The sequence below is a fragment of the Anabaena sp. CCY 9910 genome (assembly GCF_963920875.1).
Classification (GTDB): Bacteria; Cyanobacteriota; Cyanobacteriia; order Cyanobacteriales; family Nostocaceae; genus Trichormus; species Trichormus variabilis.
This window is the reverse complement of the sequence record NZ_CAWUDJ010000001.1, coordinates 172,024-185,459: the sequence shown is the minus strand read 5'-3', so window position 1 is coordinate 185,459 and position 13,436 is coordinate 172,024. Positions and strand designations below refer to the sequence as shown.

Here is a 13,436-nt window from a genome sequence, read left to right as displayed (position 1 = left end):
TGGAGAGGGGTTTCAAAAATAAATCGCACATCGCGTTACCTAGAATCATTTTGGGGCAGGGGCAGGGCGAGAAATCCCCAATTCCCAGTCCCCAATCTCTACGCCAACACCTGAACTCGCATAGCCCGCGCCAATTCGGCTGCTACTTCAGGACGAGAAAATTCTGGTGGTGGTAATTCACCGCGACGCAGCATTTCTCTAACTTTAGTTCCCGATAGGTGAACTCGTTCTTCTGGTCTGCTGGGGCTGGTTTTGGTGGTCGCCATTTGTTTGGTGCGGGTGCAGTAGAAGGCGTGTTCAAACTTCATGGGTACAATGCCTAACTCACCAGGCTCAAACTCATCGAAGATATATTGAGCATCATAGGTTCCGTAGTAGTCACCGACTCCCGCGTGATCTCGCCCAACAATAAAGTGGGTGCAGCCGTAGTTTTTGCGGACTAAAGCATGGAAAATTGCTTCGCGGGGGCCAGCGTAACGCATGGCGGCGGGATTAATTGCCAATATCACCCTATCTTCGGGGTAGTAGTGTTCTAGCAAAATTTCATAACAGCGCATCCGCACATCAGCTGCAATATCATCTTCTTTGGTTGCGCCTACGAGGGGATGTAAAAATAAACCGTCCACGGTTTCTAAGGCACACTTTTGAATATATTCATGGGCGCGGTGAATGGGATTACGGGTTTGAAAGCCAACTATGGTTTTCCAACCCTTGTCTCTAAACATTTGCCGTGAAGCAATTGGGTCAATTTGATAATCAGGGAATAGAGGATGAGAACTGCGTTCCAGTAACCAAATGTCACCTGCCAGATTCACAGCGCCTTGGTTATAAAGCACTTGCACCCCTGGGTGTTTGGCATCATCTGTGCGGTAGACGTTGATGGCTTCACGAGTTTTATCGTAGCGATATTTTTGCGTGAGTTGCAAAACCCCAATGTAGTCACCTGTGGGATTATCCAGACGAACTAAGCCACCTTCCTGTAAAGAGGAAGCTACTTCTTCGCTGACCGATAGTGTAATTGGTATCGACCATACAAGACCGTTAGCCAAGCGCATTTCCGAAACCACGCGATCGTAGTCTTCTTGGTTCATAAAACCAGTTAGTGGGCTAAAACCACCAATCGCAATCATTTCTAAATCGGAAACTGCCCGTTCGTCAAGTTGTACGCGGGGCAGAAACTCAGCTTTGGAAATAAACTCTTCTCTTTGTGCTGGTGTGGCTACGCGATTAACCAACTGTCCACCGTGCGCGGCAATAGCCTCTGGATGCTGACTCAACTTCAATCCCCTCTTAGCGATAACTACAATTGTTGCAAACTATGTACTAACTTATCAAAATGCTGGTACAGAGAAAAAAAAGTTTGTCTCCTTGGGAAACGAATGCGTGTTTTTCAACTTGAATTGTAGTTTAAGTTTCGTTCCTGAAAGCAATCCACACAAAATCAGGTTTTTAACTCTAACTGAACCGTATTGTGCTGTGATTAGGAATTTTCTTATGTATTTTTCAGGAGTCTTCCTGTTTTATTCATGGAAGAAAGTTTGTTACACCTAGAAATCTACTGTGTATTATTTTGTTAAAACAGTAAGTTGTACATAATTCATCTACTAGAAATAATTATTAAATCAGCATTATTCTACCTTAATTTTTTCGTGACTTATATTTACTCATTCCTGAGATTCATTCTGGATAACCGAGAATAAAAGTTTGCATTAATTACAAATGAACTAACTATTGCTTTTCAACTATTGTGTTAATCAAGCAACGAGTTGAGGAAACAAAACAGGTAATCAACTCAGAGCTTCCAGTCAATTTAAATTATTAACTACGAGGTTGTCAGTTATGTCTCACGAATTGTTTATTAACTTATCCGATGAACAGCAAGCAGTTGTTAAAGGTGGAGAGGATACTGATTTTCAAATCGACTTCACCTTTTATGAAGCCAAGCAAAACGTGTTGAATGGTACTACAAGTTCTGGCCCTAACGGTAGCACTGCTGCTTCTAATGGTAGCTCCACTAAGGTTAAGACTGCTGGTCTAGCTTTCTTAGCTTTGGGTGCAGATGACGTTCTAGATTTGCACTAATCCAGCAATTAAGTTGATTCACAACATCAACTAATACGTGAGTTTGATCTAATTTGTACATCCAAGAAGGAATTAGCAGTTGTTATGTGCTTAATTCCTTCTGGAACTCACGTTACTAGCAAGCAAACTAAGTCCATTAAAACTACGAGGTTGTCAGTTATGTCTCACGAATTGTTTATTAACTTATCCGACGAACAGCAAGCATTTGTAGCTGGCGGTGTTGATTTTCAACTTGATGCTACCTTTTATAAAGCGCAGCAAAATATATTAAACGGTAATACAAGTTCTGGTCCTGGTGGAAGCACTGCTGCTTCTAATGGTAGCTCCACCGATGTGAAGACTGCGGGTATAGCCTTCCTGGGTTTGGGTGCAGACGAGGTTTTAAGCATTGCTTAATCCAGTGATTACGTTGATTCACAACATCAACTAATCAACTAATACGTGAGTTGGATGAAATTTGTATAGCCAAGAAGGAATTAGCAGTTGTTATGTGCTTAATTCCTTCTGGAACTCACGTTACGAATAAGCAAACTAATTCCATTAAAACTACGAGGTTGTCAGTTATGTCTCACGAATTGTTTATTAACTTATCCGACGAACAGCAAGCATTTGTAGCTGGTGGTGTTGATTTTCAACTTGATGCTACCTTTTATAAAGCACAGCAAAATATATTAAATGGTAATACAAGTTCTGGCCCTGGCGGAAGCACTGCTGCTTCTAATGGTAGCTCTACCGAGGTTGAGACTGCTGGTATAGCCTTCCTAGCTTTAGGTGCAGACGAAGTTTTAAGCATTGCTTAATCCAGTGATTACGTTGAGCTACTACATCAACTAATCAATTAACAAGTGAGTTTGATGGCATCTGCATAGTCATGAAGGAATTAGTTGATCTTATTTTTCTAATTCCTTCTACCACTCACTTTACGAATAACTAAGTCCATCAAAAATACAAGGTTATCAGCGATGTCTTGTCAATTATTTATCAATTTATCTGATAAACAACAAGCAGTTGTTACTGGTGGTACTGATTTTCAACTCGATGCTACTTTCTACGAGACTTATCGCAATTCACTAAATGGTGCTACAACTTCCGGCCCTAACGGTAGCACTGCTTTCTCTAACGGTAGCTCCATGAGAATTAAGACTGCTGGACTGGCTTTATTAGCTCTAGATGCTGACAAAATTTGGTCATGGCCAGAAAAATAATCCAGTTATAAGTTGAAACATAAGCTGTAGGGTCGCAAATTTGCGCGACTCTATGACAAACAAACAGCAAATTTATGAGCAGGTAAATACAACTATGTCTCAAAATATCAACTTCAAAAAATCTCAGTATCTTCAAGATTTATCCGAACAAGAACAAGAAAGTGTATGTGGTGGTTATTTATTTCCCAACTCTAACATTTTTATGCAAATAACCAATCTTTTAACTACTGCCAAAAGTCAAATGAGTGCTACAGAGGGTGATCAAACAATTACATCATACCAAGAAACTATATATCACTACACACAAATAACTCTAGTTATCGCATCTTATAAAGATGATGCTGAAAGCTCATTTGGTAATTATTTTGAGGTGATGTAAATTCTATCGGTTTATCTCAATTTCTCTACAAGGTATTTATAGCAGTACAAGCAAAGGGCATTCTAAAAAGTTATGTGCTTGTAGTTGCTTTTGCACAAATTTGCATTTCTTGCTACTGCATATATACAAATATTGAATACATATAAAACAATCAATACTTGAAGAAATTGACAAACTAATCTCAATCCATTCAATAGAAATGCTTAGTTTGTCAATCTGATAGATTTGTTCACTCCGTAATTACTGGAACATCATCTGATGTTCCAGTTTTTCTAATACAACACTCCCTCAGGACAAAATCAGGCAGATTGGTAATATTGAAGCTAGTGAAACTTAGATTGAAATGAAGACATCAAAAGCTTAACAGTTACCTTTGATTCAGGTAAAAAAGACTATTCCTCTCGCACCTGGGTAAGGGTTTCTAATTCGTAAGTTAACAAAGTTTCTGCTTTAGCTTGTCTGATTGCGTTTTTATTTTCATGTTCCAAAACAATTCGTCCATGAAGGCGAGATAGTAAAGCCTTCCATTGAACATCACCCAAACTTTCCACCAAAGCGATTTCTAATCTCTCGGTCACATCTAAACCCTCTTGTGTCAGTAGATTATTGGTTATAGACGATAACAAAGGTTCAACATAATCAACAGCAACATTAATAATGTTGATCATCAACATAGTTTTTCCGCTATCAGGATGAGTCGATACAGTTTTAATCACCTGTTTCAATTCTGAACGGATCAACTCTTCTGGTTGTGACCAATCAGGGAAAATAATTAGGTTTATATCTCCTAAAGGTAGGCGATGACTTACACTATCTGCAATATAGTTACTAAAAAGTTCTTGGAATAGAGTTCCTATTTTAGCTGAGTAAGAACGACTATCTAGAAAACTAGCTTTACTCTGCATTGCAGTTTTGATTTGGGAACTCTTTTGTTGACGTAACTCAGTATTATTTCCCAAAGTAACGGCTAGTTGAATATAATCTGCTTCATTATCTGTAATTAAATCAAATATTTCTAGCTGTCTTAAAAGTGATGCTGCTTTGCGAGAGCGAGAAGGTTCGGCTTCCATTATTACCGTTGGTAAAGCAACTTCTAACGGATCTATTAGTGAAGTCATACCAGAATAAGGATAGGAGTCTAAATAGATATCACTCAGTTTCAAACGTTCTTTAACATCAGCACGGTTGGGTGCTGGTTCAAGAATTAGTAACCTATCTTCACTAAGACCGTATTTAGCAAAAGTATTGACTATGCGCTTACGGAATGCAATGCAAGGATAGGAAGATGACCAGTTAGGATTAAACGGATAAAGTAGCAGTACAGAATTAGGTACGCTAGCAATTATTTTTGCCCAAGTTACTTCTTGCTCTGGAATTATTTTGTAGTAATTAGCTCCAGAAGCATAAACTATTGTACTTCTGTCAATACCAAAACTTTCCCTAGTAATATTTTCTGTAGCAACTATTTGTTCTTCTGTTGCAAAATCAAAACATTGGGGAGGGCAATCTAATGTAATTAATTTTTCTCTATAATGCTGTTGGGCATTCTCTTGAGTTTCAGAAAGCTGGCTCGAAATATAATAATCTATATGACGCATACCTGTTGTTACAGGCGAATTAGCATCAACTATTTGTATCCGAGCTAGTCTATGCAGAGAAAGCAAAGTAATTTGATTGGTAACTGCGGTAATATTTGTTGCAATGAATAAGATATCAAGGTCTAACTCTCTGATAGTTTGCACTTGGCAAACTAAATCTTCTGGAAGTTTAATAATAGCGTCTGCATGACCAACGCAATGTCTTTCTAAACGATGGTTGTTCGTATGTTCAGTAATAAGTATTACTTCAAACAAATCTCTACTTAAATATTTATATAGTGATAAAGTAGCAAACGTTTCTGTGTGTGGGAGAAAATGGCTAGCAATAATACCCAGTCTAATTTTTGTTCTTTCTGGAGATCTCGCTGAAAAACTATATTCGGTAGAATGACCATTTTGTTGTAAGTATAACTCTATGACATCTGCACGTTTGGTATAGATATCTCTTAAGTTTTCCTTATTAAAATACAAAGGAGTAAAATTTGCTATATTTGCAAAATACGCAGCAATAGATTGCCAAGATTTAGACAAAATATTATTAAGAATGTTTGTGTGGAGATAATTAATCCAATGCTCTATATATTGATAGTATTTATCTATCTCGCCTATCTCCTGAAAATAAAGAGGAGATTTCAAAGTAAATTGAAGAAAATCAGAAAGTAGCCAGCAGGGAATTTGATTTAGCTCATATGATAGGGGTAACTGGTGAGGACAACAGTAGAGCATTGCTGCTAAAAGATATTGAATAGTATTGAATTCATCAAATTCTTTAGCAAGTTTTTCTAAGATTCTGTTAACAAAAATCTGTTCATTCTCCGTTAATGGTTCATGTTTAACTCCATTATTTAATATTGATTTATGAACCTCAGTATATTTTGATAAATATAAATTTTCAAGCTGACTGTTTTGTGTATTTAGTAATGATTCTGATATTTGTCTTCTCAATAGGCATAATTCATCCGTGTCAGATTGAGAAAATATATCTTTCTTATATTTTTCCCTAGAGTTAGATGGAAGGTTATTTAGTTGAAATCTTTCAACAAATTCATCAACTTTAAATTGTCCTATTAATAAATCTGTTTTAGTTGATTCATCAATAATTCGTTGCAAATTTGCTACTGCCCTTTTACTTTCGTTTTCCAGAATAATTCTTGCGTTGATATGAGGCACTAATGCTTTCAATTGAATATCAGCCAAATCACCTAATAAAGAAATTTTTAATCTCTCATTAATATCCAAATCTTCTTCCATTAGCAGATTTCTAACCACACTAGATATCAAGATGGCAGCATCCTCAATATTAATATCAGTTGTGTCGATAATTAGTGTGAGCTTTTGAGTAGTAGGGTATGTTGCCAGTGTTTTTACTATTTTTTCTAAATCTGCTCTGATTAACTCCTCTGACTGTGACCAATCTGGGAAAGCAATTAAATTAATCTCATTGAGGTTGAAATGTAGAATAGACGCATCAATGAGAGCGGAACTTACTGTCTTGGCCATTGTTGACCAAGAAAACTTTTTGGCTTGTGCTAAACCCGCAGCAATCAAGGTTTTACGAATATGGGGTTTTTGCACTTCGCAAAGTGCATCTGCTAGTCCTTCTACGTCATCATGATTTACATATATTGCTGCGTTGCCAGCTACTTCTGGAATTGAGGAATTAGGACAAGTGATTACAGGACACGCACAAGCCATTGCCTCTATTAAAGGCATTCCAAAACCTTCATATATAGAAGGATAAACCAGAGCAACAGCCCCAGAGTAAGCAATGGCTAACTCTTCATCGTCGAGTTGCAGTGTATGAACAATACTACCCAATGTATAAGTTCTAAGCTTAGATGTTAATATATTGGCATTAGCTGTCAAAATAATATCAAATCCATAACTGTTAGCAAGTTGTGAAAATGATTGGAGGAATAAAGGAAGATTCTTATAGGGGGCGCTAACACCAACTAATAAAAAATAAGGTTTAGTAATACCATATTTAGTTTTAAAAATGTTAATTTCCTCAGATTCAGCAGGTAGAAAGTTAGTATTAACACCACAATGGGCAACAGTAACAGCTTCTACTGTTATATGTTTAAAATAGTTTGTCAGGTCATGTGCCGTATTATGGGAAATTGCTATATATGCAGATGCTTGTTGAATAGCTCGATGCTTTTCTTTCCACATGGGATTCCTTAAATCCCATCCTAGTACTTCTGGAATCATGTCATAAGCCATGAAGACAGAAGGTGTTGTGATAGGAGTTGTATAGTAAGAAGAGATAAATAAATCAGCATCTTCTTCATCACATATTTGCTGTAGCATCTCCCGATCAGCATCAGTATTGTTGTAATCATAAAGTGCTACGTTTAAATACTTAATGCCAGAAATTTTAGGAGTGCTTCCACCACGATCTAGTACGATAATATGTTCAGAAAATCCATTTCTTGCCCACTCTTCCAATAGAGATTTCCAGACACGGGCAATCCCAGTTCGATAGAGTTGAAAAAATACACCGTCAATGATAATGATCGGCGATGGTTTGCTAATTTTATCAATTTGTTTTTGTACTTCTTCAGGCTGCAAGAATTGCCAACTGTTATTGTCTTTTTGGGCAATTGGGACAACTCCGCATCTATATGCAATATTAACTTGAGTGTCATCTTTTACCCAAGGAAAATATTCCCTTAATAAAATTGGAAATTTATGATTATTTTGTAAACAGATCCATTGGTCAACAGCATTTTTATAACCATAATATTTTTCTTTAAAGCTTAACTGTTCCTGTGTTACATAAGCAAAATGCTGAAAGACTAAGCCATGTGCTTCTGTTTCTTGATGTAAAAAAGGATTTGTAGATGCAACATTGTTATATTGACCATCAGCTAAAGGTTCTACCAAAATAGGAGGCTCATGTGATGCCCAAATATATCCTGGTTTAAATCGCCAAGTTCTTAACCACTCTTGTTGAGGATTCTGTGCATAACAGTTACGAGTGCTAATAATAAGTTTCTCACCTACAAAGTACCAACACCAATAGAAAGCAGATGTTTTACTAGGGTTACTAATGAACATTTCTCTAGCAGTGCAAATCTGTGCTAAAGTCCATATTTCATCTACATCCACCTGCCAAAGTAAACATTCTTCTCTAATATTTGGGAGTGGTGCATTTACCATTTCTTGCTTCCCGTCCCAAAAAACACCTTCTGGCTTGCGGTAAATTGTGATGTTATCTGGATAAATTTTTGCCAATTTATCTATATATTCTGTAGTATCATCACAACTACGCCCATTTTTATGGATTTCATCACTGACATATCCACCCAGTTGTACACTCCAACTGGTGTCATGTTTTAAGTCGGCTACACCCTCAACAATATGCCAATGCCATTTAAAAGGTAGCTGTTTAAAAATATCAATGTGATAACGGATGAATGGTTCTCCGTTGATGACAATAGTGAAAAAGTGGATAGGTAATGCAGGAAAAGCAATATAGTTTTCATAAAAAGAACTTGAATTTATTACTTTTTCCCCAAAATCTCCGTCTAAAGTGATACGATGACATTCATAACCATTGCTTGTCAAAATATCAAACGTGGACTTAGCATTACGGTTTAACCCTTCCAGCATTTTCTGTGATATCTCAAACTGGATAAACCCAATTTTTTTTAGTTTTAATAGTTCAACAGTACCTTGCAATACATCACTTTCCGCACCTTCGACATCAATTTTTAAATAATCAATTTTGTCAATATTATTATATTTGCAAAATGAATCTATAGTTATAGCTTCTACCAGTTCAGTGTTCACAATAGGAACATATTTTTCGGAACATTGTGGATCTAACATTTGTGGTACACCAATGCTATTCCAAGCCGAAAATTCATCTGGAAATTCATTAAACTCTATTTGAGTATTATGTGAGAAAATTGCTTTTTGAAAGGGAGAAACATTACTAAAATTTAAGTTTAATAATCTTGCTTGAAGTTTATTAAATGTATTCGGTGTAGGTTCAAATGAATATACTCGCCCAGAAGAACCTACCAACTTACTAAACAATACTGAATAATCACCAATATTAGCTCCTACATCAAAAGCTATCATTCCTGGTTTAACAAGTCTGCTAACTAGTTTTTGTTCAGCCATTTCATGAACAAAAAAATATGTTTCTATATTTTCAATTCTCCTAAAAATTGAGTAACCATTCCTAACTAAGTTATTATTAATAACTAATTCATAATTTTTATCTGTCAATAGTTTTTGATGATTCTTATAATTTTTAAATGTTGTGACATCATCTAATAAAATATACTTTGCACCATAGACTTCTTCTAATTCAGCAGTACCCGTGAATTCTGAACCATCAATTAATACTACATCGAAATAATCAATATTGTTTTCTTGCTTAATCTTTCTAATTCCATTTTTAGAGTATCCAGACTCTTTGACATATTCAATATCTTGATGAAGCCAATTAAGAACACGTTCTAATGGGTACAACTTGAGATTATTATCAGTGTTATGATAAAAATCTATAATTTCCTGTTCATCAGGAAAACTTTCGACAGAAACAGATGATATATTATAAACCTTCACAAAATCTTCATTTTTATACCTATTTTTTAGCCTATTAAACCTAGCTTTTGACACCTCCATACAAAACAAGATTGGTTTGTTAGGATTCTGCCGCATTCCTGTGACAAACGCCTCAGTACTTCCTTCTCCTGAAGATGAACCAATTTCTAAAACTGTTTTAATGTTTTCATTCCTAGCAATATTCTGAATATCTCTATAAAATTCATCATTTTTGATTTCGGGAGGAATTAAATTATTCAGGTCGGAATTAGTAGTTTTATTAGTCATGATTTTTAGTACTGTATGATTATTTAAACTTGTTGACTTAGCTTATTATTATTATTGTTTATACTCTAAAATCACCTCGTAATTTCGTCTGACAATATGCAGTTTTACTAGCTTCTCTAGTGGTGTTTGATTATTAGTTTCATGCTGTAAAACTAATTCATAATCCTTGGCTTGTTCTTGCAACTAGTTCTTGTAACTAAGATTCAGCAGATACAGTTTTAGTTATTAGTGGAGAATTTTGGAGACTCTATTGAATAACTGGAACAACAGCAAAATTGATGAACTAATGAAACTAATAAATGAAACTATCGTTAAGATTCTTTTTTCTGGCATCTGTTTTTGACGACTAATTATATAGTTTTACCTGAAAATTTTTATGCTTAAAAATTAAGCTGACTGTGAAAATACGTTAAGTCTTTACTTACATCCTGCCAGAAAATCGATGTACTACTATTGACAAAAGTCAGGTAAATAAAGATAACTATTTACTTAAATCAATAGTTTTGAGGAAGTAGCAGACTTAATAAATTAGTCTGGTTTAAATGCTCTTGAAGATGCAGTAAAGATAAGACAACTAAGCCTGTAATTACTTTACTTTTCATACTCTACCAAAGGCAAGATTGTTTTTGTGGCCAGTTTGGCTGATTTTTAATTTTCTTCAATATCAATACTCCAGAAAAAATTAGGTAGCATATCATCACCCTACTTCAGATAATGTATTACTAATCGAATAGAATATCTCAGCATTTTTCCGACTTTGAGTAACACAAATTTTTGTAGTGAAGAGACGAAAAATATACATTTTAGTACGGAAAAATAAGATTTTTAAGCCTCTCTCTGTGTCGGGAGAGTTACCCTGCGGGAAGTAAGCTATGGAGAGAGGCTATTCCGAATCTATTGAACTCAAGTTAAGTTTATGGTTCTTCCAGATACCTCAGCCACATCTGTTCGTAAGCGTTCTCCATATCGTGGGTAAATTGCTTACCATTCCATAGAGGTGATGTTTTCCTTGACTGTTTTAGCTTCCAAACAATTTGCTGTCTTAAAACCTCGTCCTTACCCAAACGCACACCCCAATCTACATACTCTTCATCAGTCCAAGCTATCCCTTCTGTGATTCCAGCATTCATCATCATGGTGTAGCTGTTGCGCGCAGCAAATTGCTCACCTACTCGTGTCACTATAGGAATACACATCCACAAAGTTTCTAGGGTCGTTGTGGCTCCATTGTAAGGATAGGTATCTAACACTACATCAACAATTTCTAAATTAGCTCGGTGAATTGGTTCTGTAGAATCGATGGGAAGAAATCTCAGTTTTGAAAATTCTACGCCTTCTTCTTCTGCCAATTGCTCAAAGAATTTTTTAATACCTTCTTCTTCAGATACTCCTTTAATCAAAAAGTAGCTATTTGGAACTTCTTTGATGATTTTTAATTGCAGTCTTGTTGTGTGGGGATGTCGCTTAAAACCTCGCTGACCAGAAAAATAGACTACTGCATCACTAGGAATATCTAACTGCTCACGACGTATTGTAGGTACACTCACCTCAAAACCATCCACGGCTATATAAGTTTGAGGTAAACGCCAAATTTTTTCTTGGTAGTATTCTTGTGCATATTCTGGTAAAACATAGGGGTCAGCAATAAAATAATCTACTGCTGGACTTCCTGAAGCATCCCAACCTAACCAAGTGACTTGAATGGGTGCAGGTTTCCGTCCTACCACTTCACAGATAGCATCTATAGTAATACTATCTAAATCAACTAAAATATCAATCTCATCTTGATATATTTGTTCTGCTATTTCAAAAGCATTATTTGACTTATAAAATTTATCTACGTGCTTGACGTACCATTCATGTAATGGATCAAATTTGGTATTAGTATTAATAAAATAGGCAGTTGTATTGAATTTATCTTGATTTCGATATTCAAACAACCAGCGTGCCAGCCAACCAACAGAATGTATTCTCAGACAAGAAGATAGATATCCTATATTTATTTTCTTGTTAGATTTTTTGTACTTTCTTCGCTGTAAATTACCCTGCCTATATTTCTCTATTTGCTCTTGAGCATAATTATTTATGTTTATTTGACAAAGTTGTAATAATTGATTTTGAATCCTTCTGTTTTCTCTAGCATTATCTTCAAGATATGGCATAAAAAAACTAGAATAACTTATTGTTGTTACTATTCTTGAATCAAGGTTTGTGGGATTTTCTTTTATAAGATCTTCTATTAATGATTTTTGTCTCTGATGTATGGAGTATGATTCTTCCCAATTCCCGCCAGAGCTGATTAATCCACCAAGAATTAAGCGGCTAGCAAAAACTTTACTGACTAATTTCTGAACTAAAGAATAAAATAATTTACCAGCTTCTACACCCTTTTTATATTGACCAGCGTGTTGATAAAAATGAGACAAAGATGCTAAAATTTCTAGGTTATTAGGACTTAATTTTAAACAGAGTTCACATAAATTTGCTGCTACCATAGGTAATCGTTGAGAGTAAGAAATTTCCATCACAGATGACAGGACAATAATCAGCAAAACTGAGGGATTATTTTGGCAATGTGGTAAGCAGACTTCTACTAAATCCAATGTTGATGGGTGTGCAGGTGCATAATCTAAAATACTCTTGAGAGTCTTCACTAACAATTCTAAGTTGACTTCTACCTTTGGTTCAGACTTCAGGATTTCAATTACACCCAAATTATGTAAATTTTCGCCTTGATAGGTTTCTAGCTTAATTTCAATCTGTACCAAATTTAATAAGTTGTGAATGTCGTGGGGGTAAAGTTCTCTCAGAATTAAGCGAATTTTTTTAGCTACGGAATATTCTTCTAAAGCTTCTCGACGTTCGGCTTCTGTTTGTAGAGTTTTGAACAATTCCGCTTTAAAAGCCTCAAATTGCTCTGATGTTTCTTCTTTAACTGCTAGGAGCCAAGTTTCTCTAGCTTCTGCATCTTGCCCTAGTAATAGTAACATCAAACCCAAGTAGCAATAATGTACTTTAATCTCAGGTTCTGCGGCAATAGCTTCTTCATAGATATTAGCAGCCTGAATGTAATTTCCTGACAGGAAGAATTTCTCAGCACGCTGATGCCATTGAGTTGTAACAGTTAAATCGAGCATAAAATTTATTAAAAACTGTGAGAATAAGAATATAGCTGTTCACAATTGATTGAAATACACTATGGGAAGATATAAAAAGCAATTTTTACGTATATTCAGCATGAAATATTACACTGACGACTTCTTTGAGTATTGATGAATGTAGACGTAATTAAAAAAAGCTCTCAAGGATAAATAGGAAGATTTT

Annotated in this window: 9 protein-coding genes; 5 read left to right on the top strand and 4 right to left on the bottom strand. The window is 35.6% G+C overall.

Translation table 11 applies throughout. The annotated features are described in order from the left end of the window. Window positions 1-98: 98 nt before the first annotated feature. The gene (sat, locus tag ACM5QX_RS00815) at window positions 99-1,277 is read right to left on the bottom strand and encodes a sulfate adenylyltransferase (RefSeq protein ID WP_414751972.1); all 1,179 of its coding nucleotides are present in this window, start codon (window positions 1,275-1,277) and stop codon (window positions 99-101) included. Between the two features lie 562 nt (window positions 1,278-1,839). Here sat and ACM5QX_RS00810 point away from each other — a divergent pair. The 5 genes from ACM5QX_RS00810 (at window position 1,840) to ACM5QX_RS00790 (ending at window position 3,666) form a co-directional block, all read left to right on the top strand. Continuing rightward, entirely contained in the window at window positions 1,840-2,082 is a 243-nt protein-coding gene (locus tag ACM5QX_RS00810) for a CTB family bacteriocin (RefSeq protein WP_414751971.1), read from the top strand. 159 nt (window positions 2,083-2,241) lie between these two features. Continuing rightward, window positions 2,242-2,478: a CTB family bacteriocin gene (locus ACM5QX_RS00805; RefSeq protein WP_414751970.1), complete on the top strand. Its 237-nt coding sequence runs from the start codon at window positions 2,242-2,244 to the stop codon at window positions 2,476-2,478. 167 nt (window positions 2,479-2,645) lie between these two features. Next, a complete protein-coding gene (locus ACM5QX_RS00800) occupies window positions 2,646-2,882 on the top strand; it encodes a CTB family bacteriocin (RefSeq protein WP_414751969.1) in 237 nt (78 codons plus the stop codon). A 162-nt stretch (window positions 2,883-3,044) separates the two neighbouring features. After that, window positions 3,045-3,287, top strand: coding sequence for a CTB family bacteriocin (locus ACM5QX_RS00795; RefSeq protein WP_414751968.1), 243 nt, complete (start codon window positions 3,045-3,047; stop codon window positions 3,285-3,287). Between the two features lie 52 nt (window positions 3,288-3,339). After that, window positions 3,340-3,666 (top strand): hypothetical protein, encoded by a 327-nt coding sequence (locus tag ACM5QX_RS00790; protein WP_414751967.1) that lies wholly within the window; start codon window positions 3,340-3,342, stop codon window positions 3,664-3,666. Window positions 3,667-4,058: 392 nt separating this feature from the next. Here ACM5QX_RS00790 and ACM5QX_RS00785 read toward each other — a convergent pair whose 3' ends face one another. The 3 genes from ACM5QX_RS00785 to ACM5QX_RS00775 all read right to left on the bottom strand — a co-directional run bounded on the left by ACM5QX_RS00785 (window position 4,059) and on the right by ACM5QX_RS00775 (window position 13,249). Then, window positions 4,059-10,112 (bottom strand): FkbM family methyltransferase, encoded by a 6,054-nt coding sequence (locus ACM5QX_RS00785; RefSeq protein WP_414751966.1) that lies wholly within the window; start codon window positions 10,110-10,112, stop codon window positions 4,059-4,061. A 51-nt stretch (window positions 10,113-10,163) separates the two neighbouring features. Beyond that, complete coding sequence (locus tag ACM5QX_RS00780; RefSeq protein WP_414751965.1) at window positions 10,164-10,295, bottom strand: hypothetical protein; 132 nt, start codon at window positions 10,293-10,295, stop codon at window positions 10,164-10,166. Between the two features lie 731 nt (window positions 10,296-11,026). Further along, the gene (locus ACM5QX_RS00775; RefSeq protein WP_414751964.1) at window positions 11,027-13,249 is read right to left on the bottom strand and encodes an O-linked N-acetylglucosamine transferase, SPINDLY family protein; all 2,223 of its coding nucleotides are present in this window, start codon (window positions 13,247-13,249) and stop codon (window positions 11,027-11,029) included. Window positions 13,250-13,436: the final 187 nt, after the last annotated feature.